16 protein-coding genes, 1 tRNA gene and 1 pseudogene are annotated in these 18,387 nt (G+C 59.4%); 11 read left to right on the top strand and 7 right to left on the bottom strand.

Features of this window, described 5'->3' with window-relative positions; genetic code table 11:
• Positions 1–65: 65 nt before the first annotated feature.
• From gpmI to AB4O11_RS10190, 5 genes and pseudogenes are all read left to right on the top strand, one after another.
• Positions 66–1,595, top strand: a complete 1,530-nt coding sequence (gene gpmI / locus AB4O11_RS10210) for a 2,3-bisphosphoglycerate-independent phosphoglycerate mutase (RefSeq protein ID WP_093430035.1) — start codon at positions 66–68, stop codon at positions 1,593–1,595.
• A 230-nt stretch (positions 1,596–1,825) separates the two neighbouring features.
• A pseudogene (locus AB4O11_RS10205) lies at positions 1,826–3,110 on the top strand (murein hydrolase activator EnvC family protein).
• Between the two features lie 31 nt (positions 3,111–3,141).
• Entirely contained in the window at positions 3,142–4,461 is a 1,320-nt protein-coding gene (locus AB4O11_RS10200; protein WP_053116593.1) for a S41 family peptidase, read from the top strand.
• A gap of 2 nt (positions 4,462–4,463) precedes the next feature.
• Entirely contained in the window at positions 4,464–5,240 is a 777-nt protein-coding gene (locus AB4O11_RS10195) for a divergent polysaccharide deacetylase family protein (protein WP_460089546.1), read from the top strand.
• A 117-nt stretch (positions 5,241–5,357) separates the two neighbouring features.
• On the top strand, positions 5,358–6,734 hold the full coding sequence (locus AB4O11_RS10190) for a Vps62-related protein (protein WP_460089544.1): 1,377 nt from the start codon (positions 5,358–5,360) through the stop codon (positions 6,732–6,734).
• On the opposite strand, the gene AB4O11_RS10185 is transcribed toward AB4O11_RS10190, so the two are convergent.
• The 7 genes from AB4O11_RS10185 to AB4O11_RS10155 form a co-directional block, all read right to left on the bottom strand.
• On the bottom strand, positions 6,715–7,470 hold the full coding sequence (locus AB4O11_RS10185) for a substrate-binding periplasmic protein (RefSeq protein ID WP_093430032.1): 756 nt from the start codon (positions 7,468–7,470) through the stop codon (positions 6,715–6,717). The genes AB4O11_RS10190 and AB4O11_RS10185 overlap by 20 nt on opposite strands.
• 82 nt (positions 7,471–7,552) lie before the next feature.
• A complete protein-coding gene (gene hisF / locus AB4O11_RS10180; protein ID WP_007897430.1) occupies positions 7,553–8,323 on the bottom strand; it encodes an imidazole glycerol phosphate synthase subunit HisF in 771 nt (256 codons plus the stop codon).
• A 9-nt stretch (positions 8,324–8,332) separates the two neighbouring features.
• Complete coding sequence (gene hisA / locus AB4O11_RS10175; RefSeq protein ID WP_003220753.1) at positions 8,333–9,070, bottom strand: 1-(5-phosphoribosyl)-5-[(5-phosphoribosylamino)methylideneamino]imidazole-4-carboxamide isomerase; 738 nt, start codon at positions 9,068–9,070, stop codon at positions 8,333–8,335.
• Positions 9,071–9,112: 42 nt separating this feature from the next.
• Positions 9,113–9,373, bottom strand: coding sequence for a DUF2164 domain-containing protein (locus AB4O11_RS10170; RefSeq protein ID WP_003220751.1), 261 nt, complete (start codon positions 9,371–9,373; stop codon positions 9,113–9,115).
• Entirely contained in the window at positions 9,374–10,012 is a 639-nt protein-coding gene (gene hisH, locus AB4O11_RS10165; RefSeq protein ID WP_007909206.1) for an imidazole glycerol phosphate synthase subunit HisH, read from the bottom strand.
• Positions 10,012–10,605: an imidazoleglycerol-phosphate dehydratase HisB gene (gene hisB, locus AB4O11_RS10160; RefSeq protein WP_007909204.1), complete on the bottom strand. Its 594-nt coding sequence runs from the start codon at positions 10,603–10,605 to the stop codon at positions 10,012–10,014. Before hisB ends, hisH begins: the two co-directional genes overlap by 1 nt.
• 273 nt (positions 10,606–10,878) lie before the next feature.
• A complete protein-coding gene (locus tag AB4O11_RS10155; RefSeq protein ID WP_460130580.1) occupies positions 10,879–12,543 on the bottom strand; it encodes an OFA family MFS transporter in 1,665 nt (554 codons plus the stop codon).
• Between the two features lie 224 nt (positions 12,544–12,767).
• On the opposite strand from AB4O11_RS10155, the gene AB4O11_RS10150 reads away from it, so the two are divergent.
• The 6 genes from AB4O11_RS10150 (at position 12,768) to sbnA (ending at position 18,382) form a co-directional block, all read left to right on the top strand.
• The gene (locus AB4O11_RS10150) at positions 12,768–13,172 is read left to right on the top strand and encodes an acetyl-CoA sensor PanZ family protein (RefSeq protein WP_460089542.1); all 405 of its coding nucleotides are present in this window, start codon (positions 12,768–12,770) and stop codon (positions 13,170–13,172) included.
• Between the two features lie 78 nt (positions 13,173–13,250).
• The gene (locus AB4O11_RS10145; protein ID WP_099757745.1) at positions 13,251–15,476 is read left to right on the top strand and encodes an AsmA family protein; all 2,226 of its coding nucleotides are present in this window, start codon (positions 13,251–13,253) and stop codon (positions 15,474–15,476) included.
• Entirely contained in the window at positions 15,473–16,540 is a 1,068-nt protein-coding gene (mutY, locus tag AB4O11_RS10140; protein ID WP_460130578.1) for an A/G-specific adenine glycosylase, read from the top strand. Before AB4O11_RS10145 ends, mutY begins: the two co-directional genes overlap by 4 nt.
• Entirely contained in the window at positions 16,537–16,809 is a 273-nt protein-coding gene (locus tag AB4O11_RS10135) for an oxidative damage protection protein (RefSeq protein WP_016986336.1), read from the top strand. The genes mutY and AB4O11_RS10135 overlap by 4 nt, the downstream gene beginning before the upstream one ends.
• 104 nt (positions 16,810–16,913) lie before the next feature.
• Positions 16,914–16,989 (top strand) — tRNA-Phe (locus AB4O11_RS10130).
• 418 nt (positions 16,990–17,407) lie between these two features.
• Positions 17,408–18,382 carry a 2,3-diaminopropionate biosynthesis protein SbnA gene (sbnA, locus tag AB4O11_RS10125; protein WP_320413760.1) on the top strand — a complete coding sequence of 325 codons (975 nt, stop codon included), beginning with the start codon at positions 17,408–17,410 and terminating at the stop codon, positions 18,380–18,382.
• Positions 18,383–18,387: the final 5 nt, after the last annotated feature.

The following is an 18,387-nucleotide window of genomic DNA, read 5'->3' as shown; positions in this document are numbered from 1 at the left end:
ACTTAGCTTTAAACTCCAACTCCCTTTTCCATCGCCCTCTTCTTTATTAGCCACGAGTGGATTCCATGACTACCACGCCTAAACCTTTGGTCCTGATGATTCTCGACGGCTTCGGTCACAGCGACAGCCCCGAATCCAACGCCGTTTTTGCGGCGAAGAAGCCTGTTCTGGATCGCCTGTGGGCCACCGTGCCCAACGGCTTGATTTCGGGCAGCGGCATGGACGTCGGCCTGCCGGACGGCCAGATGGGCAACTCCGAAGTCGGCCACATGAACCTTGGCGCCGGCCGCGTGGTGTATCAGGACTTTACCCGCGTGACCAAAGCGATCCGCGACGGCGAGTTCTTCGAGAACCCGACCATCTGCGCCGCTGTGGACAAAGCCGTGGCCGCCGGCAAAGCCGTGCACTTCATGGGTCTGCTCTCCGATGGCGGCGTACACAGCCACCAGGATCACCTGATCGCCATGGCCGAACTGGCCTTCAAGCGCGGCGCCGAAAAAATCTACCTGCACGCTTTCCTTGACGGTCGCGACACCCCACCGAAAAGCGCTGCGTCGTCCATCGAACTACTCGATGCGACCTTCCAGGCACTGGGCAAGGGCCGCATCGCCAGCATCATCGGCCGCTACTTCGCCATGGACCGTGACAACCGCTGGGACCGTGTGGCTCAGGCCTACAACCTGATCGTCGACGGCAACAGCGAATTCCACGCCGCCACTGCGCAGGAAGGTCTGGACGCCGCTTATGCGCGCGGCGAGAGCGACGAATTCGTCAAAGCCACGACCATCGGTGAGCCGGTGAAAGTCGAAGACGGCGACGCCGTGGTGTTCATGAACTTCCGCGCCGACCGCGCCCGCGAGCTGACTCGCGTGTTCGTCGAAGACGACTTCAAGGATTTCGAACGCGCGCGCCAGCCGAAACTGGCCGGTTTTGTGATGTTGACCCAATACGCAGCGAGCATCCCTGCACCCTCGGCGTTCGCCCCGGGCAGCCTGGAAAACGTCCTCGGCGACTATCTGGCGAAAAACGGCAAAACCCAGCTGCGCATCGCTGAAACCGAAAAATACGCCCACGTGACCTTCTTCTTCTCCGGCGGTCGTGAAGAACCGTTCCCGGGCGAAGAGCGCATCCTGATTCCATCGCCGAAAGTCGCCACTTACGACTTGCAGCCGGAAATGAGCGCGCCGGAAGTCACAGACCGCATCGTCGACGCCATCGAAAACCAGCGTTACGACGTGATCGTGGTCAACTACGCCAACGGCGACATGGTCGGCCACAGCGGCGTGTTCGACGCGGCGGTGAAGGCTGTGGAATGCCTTGATACCTGCGTCGGGCGCATTGTCGAAGCGCTGGAGAAGGTTGGCGGCGAAGCGCTGATCACCGCTGACCACGGCAACGTCGAGCAAATGGCCGATGAATCCACCGGCCAGGCGCACACCGCACACACCACCGAGCCGGTACCGTTCATTTACGTCGGCAAGCGCGACCTCAAGGTCCGTGAAGGCGGCGTGCTGGCGGACGTGGCACCAACCATGCTGAAGCTGCTGGGCCTGGAAAAACCGGCGGAAATGACTGGCACTTCGATTCTGGTCTGACCCGAATCACCAAAACACCGCAAAACCCTGCAGGAGTGAGCCTGCTCGCGATAGCCATCTGACAGTCAACTACTCTGTTGAATGTCAGTAAGCCATCGCGAGCAGACTCACTCCTACATTGGTTTGTGGTGTTTTTCAGGCCAGTTATCACACAGCCCCAATTGGGCGTTTTTTTTGCAGCCTCGGGCGGGCATACTAGGCCGTCCATTACCCTGGTGCCGCCCGCCTCTATGCTCCGCGTCCTGATCGCCCTCGCTCTGACCTGCCTGCTCCAACCGGCCTTCGCTGACGAGCGCGCGCAAACCCAACAACAGTTGGACGCCACGCGTCAGGACATTGCCGAGCTGAAAAAGCTGCTGAGCAAAGTCCAGGAAGAAAAGTCCGGCGTACAGAAAGAGCTCAAGGGCACTGAAACCGAGCTGGGTAAACTGCAGAAGCAGGTCGACGCGCTGCAGAAAGAACTGCAGAAAAGCGAATCCGAGCTGCAGCGACTCGATGCAGAGAAAAAAACTCCAGAGCGCGCGCACTGAACAGCAGCGACTGATCGCCATTCAGGCCCGCGCGGCCTATCAGAACGGTCGGCAGGAATACCTCAAGCTGCTGCTCAACCAGCAGAATCCCGAGAAATTCGCCCGCACCCTCACCTATTACGATTACCTGAGCCAGGCCCGCCTGGAACAGCTGAAGAACTTCAACGAAACCCTGCGCCAACTGGCCAATGTCGAAAAAGACATTGCCGCCCAACAGGCGCAATTGCTGGTACAGAAAAGCAGCCTCGATACCCAGCGCGACGAACTGGAAAATGTCCGCAAGGAACGCCAGCAAGTGCTCGCCAAGCTCAACGATGACGTGAAGGCCCGCGACCAGAAACTCGCCGCCCGCGAGCAGGATCAGGCAGACCTGTCTAAAGTCCTTAAAACCATTGAAGAAACCCTGGCCCGCCAGGCCCGTGAGGCAGAAGAAGCGCGGCAGAAAGCGCTGATCGCCCAGCAGGAAGCGGAAAAAAAGCGTTTGCGTGAGGCGCAGGCTGAAAACAGCGACGCCCCACGAAAACCCGCCAGATCCACTCCCGGCGCGCTGGTCTCCAGCAGCGGCGAGACCTTCGGTGGCCCTTTTGCTGCAACCCGGGGAAAACTTCCTTGGCCGGTTGATGGTCGATTGTTGGCACGCTTCGGCGAATCCCGTGGCGACGACGCCCGCACCAAGTGGGACGGCGTAATGATCAGCGCCTCCGCCGGCAGCCAGGTGCATGCCGTACACGGTGGTCGCGTGGTGTTCGCCGACTGGCTGCGCGGCGCCGGGCTGCTGGTGATCCTCGACCACGGCAACGGTTTTCTGAGTCTTTACGGTCACAACCAGACACTGCTCAAGTCAGCCGGTGACGTGGTTAAAGCCGGTGAGTCCATCTCCACTGTCGGTAACAGTGGCGGCCAGGACACATCAGCGCTGTATTTCGCAATTCGTCAGCAGGGTCACCCGAGTGATCCAGCACAATGGTGCCGCGCGCAAGGATAAGCGTGCCGCCTAATTCAGGAGTTCGTTCGACATGCTGCATTTGTCCCGCCTTACCTCGCTGGCCCTGACGATCGCCCTGGTGATCGGCGCGCCTCTGGCGTTCGCCGCTCAACCGGCCCCGGCCGTCGCTCCGGCAGGCACTGCCGCGACTTCCAAGGCACCGTTGCCGCTGGAAGAATTGCGCACCTTTGCCGAGGTCATGGACCGGATCAAAGCCGCTTACGTCGAGCCGGTGGACGACAAGACCCTGCTGGAAAACGCGATCAAGGGCATGCTCAGCAACCTTGATCCGCACTCGGCTTATCTTGGCCCGGAAGACTTCACCGAGCTGCAGGAAAGCACCAGCGGTGAGTTCGGCGGCCTGGGCATCGAAGTCGGCGCCGAAGACGGTTTCATCAAAGTCGTCTCGCCAATCGATGACACCCCGGCGTCGAAGGCCGGCATTCAGGCCGGCGACTTCATCGTCAAGATCAACGGCCAGCCGACGCGCGGCCAGACCATGACCGAAGCCGTCGACAAAATGCGCGGCAAGATCGGCCAGAAAATCACCCTGACCCTGGTACGCGACGGCGGTACGCCGTTCGACGTGACCCTGGCCCGTGCGGTGATTCAGGTGAAGAGCGTCAAGGCGCAGCTGCTGGAAACCGGTTATGCGTACATCCGCATCACCCAGTTCCAGGTCAAGACCGGCGAAGAGGTTTCCAAGGCCCTGGCCAAGCTGCGCAAGGACAACGGCAAGAAGCTCAACGGCATCATTCTCGACCTGCGCAACAACCCGGGCGGCGTGTTGCAAGCGGCGGTGGAAGTGGTCGACCATTTCATCACCAAAGGTCTGATCGTTTACACCAAAGGCCGCATCGCCAATTCCGAACTGCGTTTCTCGGCCACCGGCAAAGACGAAAGTGAAGCCGTGCCGATGGTCGTGCTGATCAATGGTGGCAGTGCCTCGGCTTCGGAAATCGTCGCCGGCGCCCTGCAGGACCAGAAACGCGCGGTGGTCATGGGCACCACCAGTTTCGGCAAAGGCTCGGTACAAACCGTACTGCCGCTGAACAATGACCGTGCATTGAAGATCACTACCGCGCTGTACTTCACGCCGAATGGTCGTTCGATTCAGGCGCAGGGCATCGTTCCGGACATCGAAGTGCGCAAGGCCAAGATCACCAACGAGGCCGATGGCGACTACTTCAAGGAAGCCGACCTGCAAGGTCACCTGGGCAACGGCAACGGCGGCGCGGACAAACCAACCGGCTCCGGCGCCAAGCCCAAAGCCATGCCGCAGGATGATGACTATCAATTGGCCCAGGCCCTGAGCCTGCTCAAAGGGCTGAGCATCACGTCCGGCCGTTGAGGATGTCGCTGCGTTTCATCCTCGTTCTGTTGTGCTGTCTGGCGGGTGCTGCTCACGCAGAGCCCGCCAGCCCAAAGCCACACAAAGCCTACCTGACATTGATCATCGACGACCTGGGGCAGAACCTGCCCCGGGATCGCCGCGTGCTGGCCCTGCCCGGCCCGGTGACCACGGCGATCATGCCGGACACCCCGCACGCCACCGAGTTTGCCCGCGAAGCCCATCGCGCCGGCAAGATCGTTATCCTGCACATGCCCATGGACCCGGCCACCGGTCCCTATGCCTGGCACCCCGAACTGCCCATCGAAGAACTGGAAAAACGCCTCAACGCCGCGTTCAAAATGGTCCCCTACACTGCCGGCATCAATAACCACATGGGCAGCCGCATGACTGCGCAACCGGTGGCGATGGCCTGGTTGATGGGCGAACTGCAGCGCCGGCACAAGTTCTTCGTCGACAGCCGTACCAGCGCACAAACCGTGGCAGCGCAACAGGCACAGAAGATCGATCTGGCCAGTGTCTCGCGGGACGTGTTTCTTGATGACGAGCGCACTGAGGCAGCGATCTACACGCAGTTGCAGACCGCGATCAGCCTGGCGCGCAAGCAGGGTTCGGCGGTGATGATCGGCCATCCCTATCCGCAGACACTGGCGGTGCTCGAGCGCGAACTGCCGAAGTTGAAGGGCCAGGGAATCGACTGGATCGATATCAAACAGATGATCAGCCTGCGCAGCAATCGCGCCATGGCCAGTCATGGTAAAGACGGGGTTTACCGGTAATACCCTGTGACGCTAGCACATACATAGTTACCGCCCGGAAACCGTCCCCATTCCCGATAGTGCGACCTGCAACAGGTCGCGACGCCCTCGCGTCGCTTTCAACTATCAGGAATCATCATGACTATTGAAGACAACACCGCAGCGCATCCCATGCCAATGGAACCGATCATGCAGGACAATCTGCTGATCAACTTCACCACGGAGTTTCACCGGGTCTGGAGCACTAACGGCTCAAAAGCCAAACCTGCCACATTCTGGCGCCCCACTCCTGCTCCGGATGCATTGCCGGGCTACTTTCCGCTGGGCGACGTGCTCTTTCCCGGCGACGCCAATATCAATGGCGAAATGGTCGCAGCCGTGGTCTGCGAGAAAGATATGGCAGGGTCCTTAAGCACTAAAGGAAAGGCACTGGCCCGCCCTGCCGATTTTGAACTGGTCTGGAAAGAAACCGGAGCGCCCGGTGTTACTCGCATGTCGATCTGGCGACCTCTGGCACCCGTCGGTTACGTCGCTCTGGGGCTCGTATGCTCCAACGATCACTGCAAACCTTCGTTGAACTCGGTGCGCTGCGTCAGGCTCGACCTGGTCATAGCAGCGAACGTCGGTGATCTGATCTGGAATGACAAGGGCAGCGGTGCCAAGCTCAGTTTCAGCGCCTTTGGCATCGAACCGTCGACTGCCGCCGCAGGCGACATCCATTTTGCGCCCGGCACCTTCGTGGGCATCCAGGGCTACAGCAAGCCTGCAGCACCTTCGACGGCGTATGGCTTGCGCATGCAAATTCCGCTGCAAGTCAGCGCATCGCCGCAAATTCCGACCCTCACCGGATACACGAAGCCCGTAGTGAACGAACCCGCCACCGTCACCCAGATTGCCCGCCTGCCTTGGTTCGCAGTGCGAGATCATGCTCATCCCGGCGAACAATTTCGCAATTCGCCTTACTACGAACTGAAGAGAACTGACGAATATGTGCTCATTGGTCACGAGCGCAATGAATCGGACAAGCATCGGGCCGTTAAATGGACAGCACCACGTCTGCAGAACGCGGTGACAATGCGCATGTTCCATAGTTTTACCGCCATGGAAATCGTCAAAGCCTGGCCGACCGTGCCTCTCAGCGATATCCGCATGACAAAATTCTCGGCCTGCCTGCCAAAAAGTTTGACCCGCACCGAAACGTCTTCCAACGGTTGGAACGAGCTACGATCTCAAGTGGTTGTTGCCATGGCGCCGAAGCAAACAGCCGTCGCGGTTTATCAGATGCAAAGCCATTACGAGTTGGTACGGGAAGACGGTACTCAAGTGGCGGTCGACTTTGGTTATACCGATGATTCAAGCGTTCTGCTGACGCAATATCCGCCGGAGTCCGTTGAGCTCGCCAGCGCGTGTCCGCCGCTGACGACAGACACCCCGGCAATATCTGGCACCGATGGCGCCAACGCTAAAGAGCAGCCATCATCGGGCCTGGATGTCGTTATAGATACCGCCCCATGATTTCGTCCACCACGCCTTCTTTGCGCAACTGATCCAGCGCAGCCTGAAGCTTGGCGACTACTTCGTCGGAGACGTCCTTATTCAGCGCCAGATACAGTTCTGCACTGTTGAAGCGCAGCACGGTCTTGAGACCGGTGACACCGTCCTGCCGCGCCAGATAACGCCCGGCAGGATCACCGGTGGCCCACAGGTCGATCTGACCATTGACCAGTTTCTTCGCGTTGTCCTGATCGCGCAGCACTACTATCGGCTTCAGACCTTGTTTGGTCAGTGTCTCGGCAATCGCATCGCCCTTGTAGGCACCGATCTTGTACTTGCGCGCATCATTGAGGGTTTCGAGGGTGATCTTGCTGTCAGCCTTGGCCAGCATGATCCAGTCATCCGGACCGATCGGGCCGACCCATTTGAAGAGCTTTTCGCGGTCCGGCAGACGCGCCATCACGAAGGCGCCATAACCGGGATTTTCCAGAGCCAGTTTGTAGACGCGCTCCCAAGGAAAGCGCAGGGTCAGGCTGTAAGTGATGCCGGCACGCTGGAACACTTCGCGCACGATGTCGGTGGCGATGCCATTGATGTTCTCGCCTTGGGCGAAGTTCTTGCCGTTTTTCGCCATGTTATACGGCGGGAAATTTTCGGTGAGGAGCACCAGATCGGTGTCGGGACTGTTTTCGGCGCGGGCGGTGTTGATGAGCAACATCGATGCACTGGCGAGAACAAGAAGCAGGCGTTTGATCATGTCGGGCTACCGGAATCCATGGCGTGCCCAAGAGTGCCTTGGGTGCGCCATGCTGTCCACTGGCCTGTATCGATCGTGACGCTTAACGCATCACGATCCCGCGATGCGCCATATAGGCCTTGGCTTCCTGCACGGTGTATTCGCCGAAGTGGAAAATACTCGCCGCCAGCACCGCACTGGCATGGCCCTCGAGAATGCCGTCAGCCAAGTGCTGCAGATTGCCGACGCCGCCGGAAGCGATCACCGGGATGCCCAGCGCATCGCTGATCGCGCGGGTCACGCCGAGATCGAAACCGTTTTTCATGCCGTCCTGATCCATGCTGGTCAGCAGGATTTCACCGGCACCGAGGCCTTCCATTTTCTTCGCCCACTCGACCGCGTCGAGGCCGGTTGGCTTGCGCCCGCCGTGGGTGAAGATTTCCCAGCGCGGGGTTTCGCCCGGGCCGGAGACTTTCTTCGCGTCGATGGCGACAACGATGCACTGCGAGCCGAAATGCTGCGCCGCTTCACCGACGAACTCCGGGTTGAATACGGCAGCGGTGTTGATCGATACCTTGTCCGCGCCGGCATTCAACAGATTGCGAATGTCCTGCACGGTACGCACGCCACCGCCGACGGTCAGCGGGATGAACACCTGACTGGCCATGCGCTCGACGGTATGCAGCGTGGTGTCGCGGCCATCGACGCTGGCGGTGATATCGAGAAAAGTAATCTCGTCGGCGCCCTGCTCGTCGTAACGACGGGCGATTTCCACCGGGTCACCGGCGTCGCGGATGTTTTCGAACTTCACACCTTTGACGACCCGGCCGTTGTCCACGTCCAGGCAAGGGATGATGCGTTTGGCCAGCGCCATGGTCAGTCCTCAGCCTTGGTACGAATCGCAGAAAGCTTGCGCTTCGGCGACGTCGAGGGTGCCTTCGTAAATCGCCCGGCCCGTGATGGCGCCGATGATGCCTGGCGCTTTGGCGTCGAGCAGCGACTTGATGTCACCCAGATTGTGGATGCCGCCGGAAGCGATCACCGGGATCTTGGTGGCAGCGGCCAGCGCAGCGGTGAACGGCACGTTGCAACCCTGCATCATGCCGTCTTTGGCGATGTCGGTATAAACGATCGAGGAGACGCCGTCGGCTTCAAACTGCTTGGCCAGATCGATGACCTGCACGGTGCTGATTTCAGCCCAGCCATCGGTGGCGACGAAACCGTCTTTGGCATCCAGACCGACGATGATCTTGCCCGGGAACGCACGGCAGGCTTCAGCGACGAACGCCGGATCTTTCACGGCTTTGGTGCCGATGATCACGTAGCTCACGCCAGCCTTGACGTAGTGCTCGATGGTTTCCAGCGAACGGATGCCGCCACCGATCTGGATCGGCAGGGTCGGGTAGCGCTTGGCGATCGCGGTAACCACTTCGCCGTTGACTGGCTGGCCTTCAAAAGCGCCGTTCAGATCGACCAGATGCAGACGGCGGCAACCGCCCTCCACCCACTTGGCAGCCATGCTCACCGGATCATCGGAGAACACCGTGGAATCTTCCATGCGGCCCTGACGCAAACGTACGCAGGCACCGTCTTTAAGATCGATAGCGGGAATAATCAGCATCTGGCAAACCTTCAAATTTGAATGTTCAGCTTGGCTCGGAAATCAGTTTTTCTCGAGCGCCCACAGGTCGCTTTCGATGCTTTCAAACCGCTCTTTGAGGTGGGTCTGCACATCGAAAATCGCCCTGTTGTAATAGTGCGGAGCAATTTCGCGGGTAAATAACTCAAGAATTTCCGCCGCTTCGAACGAACCGAGATCCAGTTCGAAACGGTCTTCCATGAACCGCTGAATCTTGCGATTGGCCTCGTTCTCCTGTTCGGGAGTGAGGGTCAGAATCGGCGGCTTGGACTTCTTGGCAGCCATTTACCAGCGACCGTCCCACGCAGCGAAGTTCTGCAGCAATTGCAGGCCATGGGTATGGCTCTTCTCCGGGTGGAACTGCACGGCGAAACGCGAGCCATCGGCCAGCGCCGCAGCGAAATCGACACCGTAATGACCGCCACCGACCACCTGCCGCGCGTTGGCGGCGGCGATGTAGTAGCTGTGCACGAAGTAAAAACGCGCCATGTCCGGAATGTCGTGCCACAACGGGTGGCTGACCTTCTGCTTCACCTCGTTCCAGCCCATGTGCGGGACTTTCAGGTGCTCGCCGTCTTCATGCAGGTCTTTGCCGAAGAACTTCACCGCGCCCGGGAACAGGCCGATGCAGTCGACGCCGTCGTTCTCTTCACTGGTGTCGAGCAAGGCCTGCATGCCGACACAGATGCCAAGAAATGGACGATCCTGACTGACTTCACGCACCAGTGAATCGAAGCCGAGGCGACGGATCTCCGCCATGCAGTCGCGAATCGCGCCAACACCGGGGAACACCACGCGGTCAGCTTCGCGAATCACGGCTGCATCGCTGGTGATCAGCACTTTACCGGCGCCGACGTGCTCGAGGGCTTTGGCCACCGAGTGCAGGTTGCCCATGCCGTAATCGATAACTGCAACCGTCTGCATTACAGAACGCCTTTGGTCGATGGCATTTGCCCGGCCATGCGCTCATCCAGCTCGACAGCCATGCGCAGCGCGCGGCCGAAAGCCTTGAACACGGTTTCGATCTGGTGGTGGGTGTTGGTGCCACGCAGGTTGTCGATGTGCAGACTGACCAGCGCATGGTTGACGAAGCCCTGGAAGAACTCCTGGAACAGGTCAACGTCGAAGCCGCCGACGGTGGCGCGGGTGTACGGCACGTGCATCTGCAGGCCTGGACGACCGGAGAAGTCGATGACGACGCGCGACAGCGCTTCATCGAGCGGCACGTAGGCATGACCGTAGCGACGGATGCCTTTTTTATCGCCGATGGCTTTGGCAAACGCCTGGCCGAGGGTGATACCGACATCTTCCACCGTATGGTGGTCGTCGATATGCAGATCGCCCTTGCATTCAATATCCAGGTCGATCAACCCGTGACGGGCGATCTGATCCAGCATGTGCTCAAGAAAAGGAACACCGATATCGAATCGGGCCTTTCCGGTGCCATCAAGGTTGATCGAGGCTTTGATCTGGGTTTCCAGAGTGTCGCGCTCGACAGACGCCTTACGTTCGGCCATCACCAGCTCCGCAAAATCATTGGGCGAAAAAGGCAGCCATTATAGGCACGCGAGGCGCAAACAGAAACACGACAGGTGAGATGGCTGACGGATAGAACGCCCGGCTGTCGCGGGTAGACATGTCCATACAAGCCATTACAGGCAGCGCAAAAACAAATGTGGGAGCGAGCTTGCTCGCGAATGCGGTGGATCAGCCAACAATTAAGTTGACTGATATTCCGTCTTCGCGAGCAGGCTCGCTCCCACAGGTTCGGTGTTTATTCAGCTAACACCTTAGTGAAACAGTACCGCCGTTTTCTGCAGGGTCACCCACACACCCCACGCCAACGGAATACCCACCACCAGCCACGCAGCGATCGCCAGCGGCTTGCTGCCCGGGGCGGCTTTCCACTCCAGGACCGTGCTGGCATCAGCACCTTTGTCGTGACCCAGCGCCTGTTCGGCAGCCAGCTCAGCGTCGGTCATGAAGTATTTGTCAGCCACCGGACGCACCAGCAGGTTGCACAGGAAGCCCAGCACCAGCAGGCCTGCGAGGATGTACAGGGTGATGTCGTAAGCGGCAGCGCGTTCAACGCCGATGCTCAACTGATACTCACGCAGGTAGTTCACCAGCACCGGACCGAGCACGCCGGCCGCAGCCCAAGCGGTCAGCAGACGACCGTGGATCGCACCGACCATCTGCGTACCGAACAGGTCGGCCAGATACGCCGGCACCGTGGCAAAACCGCCGCCGTACATCGACAGAATGATGCAGAACGCCGCCACGAACAGCGCAACGTTACCCAAATGGCCCATGTTCGGGATCAGCGCGTACAGGGCAAAACCCAGGGCGAAGAACACGAAGTAGGTGTTTTTGCGGCCCAGGTAGTCCGAGAACGAAGCCCAGAAGAAGCGGCCACCGATATTGAACAGGCTGAGCAGACCGGTGAAACCGGCAGCAATCGCAGCGATCGAAGCCAGTTGTCCGGCGTCGAGCTGACCAAACGGCACATCGACACCCAGCAGTTTGCCGCCGAACACTTCCTGCAGCAGTGGCGAAGCCATGCCGAGGATGCCGATGCCGGCAGACACGTTCAGGCACAGCACCAGCCAGACCAGACGGAATTGCGGGGTTTTCCACGCCACATTCACGTGCACGTGACGGTGGGTGATCATCGAGTTCGAGGCTTTCTTCGCCGGAGCGGTCCAGCCTTCAGGTTTCCAGCCGGTTGGCGGAACGCGGTAAGCCAGAGCACCACCGATCATGAACACGAAGTAGATCGCGGCCATGGCGACGAAGCTCTGCCAGACGCCGACACCGGTTGGCGAAGCGAAGTGGCTCATCAGCGCGGTTGCCAGCGGTGCACCAACCATCGCGCCGCCACCGAAACCCATGATTGCCATGCCGGTAGCCATGCCGCGCTTATCCGGGAACCACTTGATCAGGGTCGAGACCGGCGAGATATAGCCCAGACCCAGACCGATACCGCCGATCACGCCCGAACCGAGCCACATCAGCCAGATCTGGTGGGTATAAATACCCAACGCGGAGATCAGCAGACCGCCGCACCAGCACAGTGCAGATACGACACCGGCCTTGCGTGGCCCCGCGTGTTCCAGCCAGCCACCCCAGATCGCTGCCGAGCAGCCGAGGAAGATGAAGAACAGCGTGTAGATCCAGCCGAGCATCGAGATCGGCCAGTCGCATTGCGACGAGAACACTTGTGCGATGAAGCTCATGTCCGGTCCGCAAGCCACCGGAGCGGTGACGCCCAGCGCCTTGGACAGCGGCAACCAGAACACCGAGAAGCCATAGGCCATGCCGATGCACAGGTGGATGGCCAGAGCGGCCGGTGGGACTAGCCAACGGTTGAAACCGGGCTTGGCGATGATGCGTTCCTTGGACAGGAACGCGGGCTGATCGGCTTTGAGGCCGTCCGCCGTGATGCTCGTGCTCATTGTGTATCCCCCAATTATTAGTATGGTTCGCCAGCCACTGTTCACCCCCGGCCTTTATGCACGCAGGCATGACCGTTTTTTTGGGTGAAGCTCCTTGAAGGCGCGACGTTAAGTCGCAGAAGGACGGACGAACGGGCGAAGGTTACCATTTGCACGTGACAGAAAAACCAAACTGATATCACCTTTTTTCTGTCGTCTGATCTCGTATCACTCAGGAAAACGCCATGCCAATCGTCGTACAAGCGCTGAACGCCGCCAATTATCAGGATCAGGAGGATTTGCGGAAGATTTATCGCGACGCGCCGGACTGGCTGTTTGCGCCGTTTTCCGGTGAAAACAATCTGATCGACCGCACGCTCGCCGAGGGAAGTTTTATTGCCGGGCGTTTCAACGACCGCCTGCTCGGTGCCGCTCGTCTACAGAGGCACCACGACGTTTGGTACTTGTCCCATTTATGCGTACGAAAAGTTACCCGTCGCCGTGGGGTTGCTGAACGGCTGGTGAACCAAGCGCAGAAAATGGCGTCGCAAGCGGGGGCTGAACTGCGTCTGCTGGCGCCTGCCGGGCATCCTGAAGCCTTGGCAATCGCAGCGAAGTTACACCTCCCGCTGGAGGTAATGGCAACATGACGCCACACCGAACCGGGCAATTGCAGCGCTATACTCCCCGGCTAAATTACGAATTCGACTAACTACAAGGACTCGCCCATGAAAGCGTTCGGCAAAATCCTGGGTCTGGTACTTCTCGGATTGTTGCTGATCATTGTGGCGGCAGGTTTTGCCCTGACCCACCTCTTCGATCCCAACGATTACAAAGACGAGATTCGCCAGATAGCCCGCGACAAGGCCCACATCGAGCTGACGCTCAATGGCGACATCGGCTGGAGCCTGTTCCCGTGGCTCGGCCTGGAACTGCACGAGGCCAGCGTTGCCACCCTGATCAATCCGACTGAACCGTATGCCGATTTGCAGATGCTCGGCCTGTCCGTGCGGGTGCTGCCGCTGTTGCGCCGCGAAGTGCAAATGAGCGATGTCCGCGTTGAAGGGCTGAACCTGCGCCTGAAACGCGACAAAAACGGCCACGGCAACTGGGAAGACATTGGCAAGGTACCGACAGCCGCCGCACCTGCCGGCAGCCCGGCACCTGCTAGCGCAGCCACTGCACAAGCCCCTGCCCAACCGGAAAAACCGCCACAGCCGATCCGCCTCGACATCGACAGCCTGACCGTCAACAACGCCCGCGTTGAATACAACGACGAGCTGACCGGCAAGCAATTCAGCGCCGAGAGCATCCAGTTGAGCACCGGCCCGGTACACGATTCGACGAATATTCCGGTGAAAGCCACGGCATTCCTCGGCACCAACCAGCCGGTCCTGCGCGTGCGTACCGAGCTCACTGGCGAACTGCGCATCGAGCGCGCACTGCAGCGCTACAAATTCGAAGACATGAAGCTGTCCGGCGAACTGGCCGGCGATCCGTTGCAAGGCAAGACCATGACCTTCGCAGCTCAGGGCCAGTTATCGCTGGATAAAGCGGCGAACGTCGCCGAATGGACCGGTATCAAAATCTCTGCCAACCAGTTGCGCGCCTTGGGTGAGCTGAAAGCCAATGACCTCGACAAGACCCCGCAAATCACTGGCGGGCTCTCCATCGCCCAGTTCGATCTGGCGAAATTCGTCGACAGCATCGGTCAGAAACTGCCGGCCATGGCCGAGGGCAGTCTGAGCAAAGTCGAATTGGTCAGCCGCGTTGCCGCCACGCCAACCAGCATCGCCTTCGACAACATCAACCTGAAACTCGACGACAGCAGCTTCAGCGGCCGCATCGCCGTCGAAGACTTCGCCAAACAATCGCTGCGGGCAATTCTCAAGGCCGATACGTTCAACGCTGACCGCTACCTGCCGCCGAAATCGGCACAAGCCAACAGCGCCACGCAAGTGCGTCAGGCCGAAGTCGCCAGCACCGAAGCCGATGCCATGGCCGGTGCCGGCTCTACCCCACTGCCGGACAAACCAAGCAAAACCGCCTGGAGCACCGAGCGCCTGTTACCGGTTGAGCGCCTGGCCAAACTCGACGTCGATGCCGATCTGACCTTCGGCCAACTGACCCTCGACAAACTGCCGATCCAGAACGCCGCACTGAAAGCCACCGGCCAAGGCGGCTTGCTGACCCTGACCAACCTGAGCGGCGAACTGTACAACGGCGGTTTCGCCGCCAATGGCACCCTCGATGTACGCCCGAGCGCGCCTGTGCTGAACCTGCAGACCAAGCTCAATCGCGTGCCTGTAGAAAAAATCCTCGAAAGCCAAGGCAAGAACCCGCCCGTCAAAGGCCTGGTAACCCTCACCAGCAATGTCACTGGCAGCGGCAACAGCCAGCAGGCGCTGATCGATACGCTTAACGGCAACGCCAGTTTCGTGATCAACAACGGCGTGCTGCTCAACGCCAATCTTGAACAGCAACTGTGCAAAGGCATCGCCACGCTTAACCGCAAAACCCTCAGCGGCGAACCACGCGGTAAAGACACGCCATTCCAGGAACTCAAGGGCAACCTGACTTTCCGCAATGGCATTGCCAGCAACCCGGACCTGAAAGTGCGCATCCCCGGCATGACCGTCAACGGTGACGGCGACATCGACTTGCGCGTGCTCGGCATGGACTATCGCGTCGGCATCATCGTCGAAGGCGACACCAGCGCCATGCCGGATCCGGCGTGTCAGGTCGGCGAAAAATTCGTCGGCATCGAATGGCCACTGCGCTGCCGTGGCCCGCTGGAATTGGGCGCCAAGGCCTGCCGTGTCGACAACGATCGCCTCGGTCAGGTCGCAACTAAACTGGCCGGCGACAAGCTCAGCGAAAAAATCGACGAAAAACTCGGTGACAAGGTCAGCCCGGAACTGAAAAACGCATTGAAGGGGCTGTTCAAGCGATGAGAGCGGAGCAATTTTCCACGGCGGTGCTGGATTGGTTCGACCGCCACGGCCGCCACGATCTGCCTTGGCAGCAGAACATCAACCCGTATCGGGTGTGGGTGTCGGAGATCATGTTGCAGCAGACCCAGGTCAGCACCGTGCTCAATTACTTCGACCGTTTCATGGCCGCGCTGCCGACGGTCGAAGCGCTGGCAGAAGCCCCCGAAGACGAAGTGCTGCACCTGTGGACCGGGCTGGGTTACTACACCCGCGCGCGCAATTTGCAGAAGACTGCGAAGATCGTCGTCAGCCAATACGCTGGCGAGTTTCCGCGTGACGTTGAAAAGCTTACCGATCTACCAGGCATTGGTCTGTCCACTGCCGGCGCCATCGCGAGCATCAGCATGGGCCTGCGCGCGCCGATCCTCGACGGCAACGTCAAACGCGTGCTGGCGCGTTTTACTGCGCAAGAGGGCTACCCCGGCGAGCCGAAGGTCGCCAAACAACTGTGGGCCACCGCTGAACGCTTTACGCCGCACGATCGGGTCAACGCCTACACCCAGGCGATGATGGATCTCGGCGCCACACTGTGCACGCGTAGCAAACCGAGCTGCCTGCTGTGCCCGCTGGAGCGTGGCTGCGAGGCGCACATGCTCGGCCTGGAAACCCGCTACCCGATTCCCAAGCCGCGCAAAGCCATTCCGCAGAAGCGCACGCTGATGCCGATGCTGGCCAACGGCGACGGCGCGATTCTGCTCTACCGTCGCCCCTCGAGCGGTTTGTGGGGCGGTCTGTGGAGCCTGCCGGAACTCGACGACCTCAATGACCTGCAACATCTCGCCGATCAGCACTCGCTGACCATGGGCGAGCAGCAGGCGCTGCCGAACCTCGTTCACACGTTCAGCCATTTCCAGCTGTCCATCGAACCCTGGCTGGTTCAGGTGCAGGAGGCCGCCCATCACGTGGCCGAGGCCGACTGGCTCTGGTATAACCTCGCCACCCCGCCGCGCCTGGGCCTCGCCGCCCCGGTCAAAACCTTGCTCGAACGCGCGGCCGCCGTCTTGAATGCAGGAGAGTCGCCATGACCCGCACCGTAATGTGCCGCAAGTACAAAGAAGAATTGCCCGCGCTGGACCGCGCCCCTTTCCCGGGCGCCAAAGGTCAGGATATTTTTGACCACGTCTCGGCCAAGGCCTGGGCTGACTGGCAGAAACACCAAACCCTGCTGATCAACGAAAAGCGTCTGAACATGATGAACGCCGAAGACCGCAAATATCTTCAGGGCGAAATGGACAAGTACTTCTCCGGCGAGGAATACGCCAAGGCCGAAGGCTACGTTCCGCCTGCTGAGTAAACCCTGCAAAATCGGGGGCCGGATCGTAAGCGACGGAATTAATTTAAGAAATTTTAAAAAAGTCGTTGACGTAAATCCGAAAAACCCTTTTAATGCGCCCCGTTGCCCAGATAGCTCAGTCGGTAGAGCAGGGGATTGAAAATCCCCGTGTCGGCGGTTCGATTCCGTCTCTGGGCACCAAATACCGAAAACCCTGAATCGCAAGATTCAGGGTTTTTTTATGCCTGCGATTTGATCACGCCTCTCTCTGCGCCCCGCAACGCCCTCCTCTCGATACACCTCAAACCCGCCTGTACTGAAAAATACCCAAAATCTGTATCTCTCCCCATGTAGGAAAATTCGCCAGTATTCCTCCAAGCCTTGGCGAGCCAACGACTGGCTCTACTTTGCGCCCCGCAACACTCTGGGCCTCTGAAGCCCTCAGAGCGCAAAACCTGATTTTTTGAATAGATCGGCGTCCACCGCAAGGTCACTTCCTGTCCAGCTAAAAAATCTAAAAACAAACCCAACAGGCGAACTGCATTTACTGCTTTTCAAACATTCCAGGATGAATGCTGGCGCCCCTGTGCGCCCGGCAAAAGAGCGAAACGGACGACGTATGATCAAGCAACTTATCAATGAAGACAGTTATGTGCAGATTGGCGATCTGTGCAGCGCAACGATTCAGCTGAAAATCGAAGGACTGAATCCTGCCGGATCGATCAAGCTCAAAACCGCACATGCCCTGATCACGGATCTGGAAAACCAGGGCCGGATTCACCATAAGACTCGCCTGGTCGAGTCTTCCTCGGGGAATCTGGGGGTCGCGCTGGCCATGGTCTGCGCCGCCAAGGGCTACAAGTTTGTCTGTGTGATCGACCCGAACATTTCTGCGCCGAACAGAAAACTCATGCAGGCACTGGGCGCCGAAATGATCATGGTCGATCAGCGTGACGAAAACGGCGGCTACCTGAATTCGCGTATCCGTTTGATCGAGCAACTGGTCGCAGAGAACGCCGACTACATCTGGCTCAATCAATACAAAAACCCGACCAACCCCCTCGCTCACTATCAAGCGACCGCGAAGTCCATCGCCCATAAGTTTCCACACGTGGACTACTTGTTCGTCGGCGCCGGTACCACCGGTACTTTGATGGGCTGCAAGAACTACTTCGCCGAACACCATCCGCACACCAAAGTGATTGCCGTCGATACGGTCGGCTCGGTGACCTTCGGTCTGCCGGGCGGTACGCGGCATATCCCGGGGCTGGGTACCAGCCGTCTGCCAGAGATCTTCGAGCCGTCGGGGATTCACGACTTCGTATCGATCGCCGAGGAACAGACGATCAAGGTCTGCCGCTGGCTGGCGCAACGCTACGGCCTGCTTTTTGGTGGCTCCACCGGCACTGTCCTGGCGGGCATCCAGCAATGGGCGCCGCACATCCGTCCTGACGATGTCGTCGTGGCGATCTCCCCCGACATGGGTGAGCGCTACCTCGAAACCATCTACTCCGATGACTGGGTCACCCAGCGAATCGGCGCAAGCGCTTTGCAATCACTCTTTCCAGAAATCGCTCTGGCACTTTCGGCGTAATCCCC

Source organism: Pseudomonas sp. H1_D05, assembly GCF_054682705.1.
The sequence above is the reverse complement of the archived record's forward strand: the minus strand, read 5'-3'. Positions and strand labels throughout refer to the sequence as shown.

Bases quoted from the DNA above. Each gene is read 5' to 3' on its own strand.
- AB4O11_RS10150 (WP_460089542.1), top strand. From the start codon at position 12,768: ATGCCAATCGTCGTACAAGCGCTGAACGCCGCCAATTATCAGGATCAG.
- hisF (WP_007897430.1), bottom strand. From the start codon at position 8,323: ATGGCGCTGGCCAAACGCATCATCCCTTGCCTGGACGTGGACAACGGC.
- AB4O11_RS10195 (WP_460089546.1), top strand. From the start codon at position 4,464: ATGTCGCTGCGTTTCATCCTCGTTCTGTTGTGCTGTCTGGCGGGTGCT.
- gpmI (WP_093430035.1), top strand. From the start codon at position 66: ATGACTACCACGCCTAAACCTTTGGTCCTGATGATTCTCGACGGCTTC.
- hisH (WP_007909206.1), bottom strand. From the start codon at position 10,012: ATGCAGACGGTTGCAGTTATCGATTACGGCATGGGCAACCTGCACTCG.
- mutY (WP_460130578.1), top strand. From the start codon at position 15,473: ATGAGAGCGGAGCAATTTTCCACGGCGGTGCTGGATTGGTTCGACCGC.
- AB4O11_RS10200 (WP_053116593.1), top strand. From the start codon at position 3,142: ATGCTGCATTTGTCCCGCCTTACCTCGCTGGCCCTGACGATCGCCCTG.
- AB4O11_RS10135 (WP_016986336.1), top strand. From the start codon at position 16,537: ATGACCCGCACCGTAATGTGCCGCAAGTACAAAGAAGAATTGCCCGCG.
- hisB (WP_007909204.1), bottom strand. From the start codon at position 10,605: ATGGCCGAACGTAAGGCGTCTGTCGAGCGCGACACTCTGGAAACCCAG.
- AB4O11_RS10170 (WP_003220751.1), bottom strand. From the start codon at position 9,373: ATGGCTGCCAAGAAGTCCAAGCCGCCGATTCTGACCCTCACTCCCGAA.
- AB4O11_RS10185 (WP_093430032.1), bottom strand. From the start codon at position 7,470: ATGATCAAACGCCTGCTTCTTGTTCTCGCCAGTGCATCGATGTTGCTC.
- AB4O11_RS10155 (WP_460130580.1), bottom strand. From the start codon at position 12,543: ATGAGCACGAGCATCACGGCGGACGGCCTCAAAGCCGATCAGCCCGCG.
- sbnA (WP_320413760.1), top strand. From the start codon at position 17,408: ATGATCAAGCAACTTATCAATGAAGACAGTTATGTGCAGATTGGCGAT.
- hisA (WP_003220753.1), bottom strand. From the start codon at position 9,070: ATGCTGATTATTCCCGCTATCGATCTTAAAGACGGTGCCTGCGTACGT.
- AB4O11_RS10145 (WP_099757745.1), top strand. From the start codon at position 13,251: ATGAAAGCGTTCGGCAAAATCCTGGGTCTGGTACTTCTCGGATTGTTG.
- AB4O11_RS10190 (WP_460089544.1), top strand. From the start codon at position 5,358: ATGACTATTGAAGACAACACCGCAGCGCATCCCATGCCAATGGAACCG.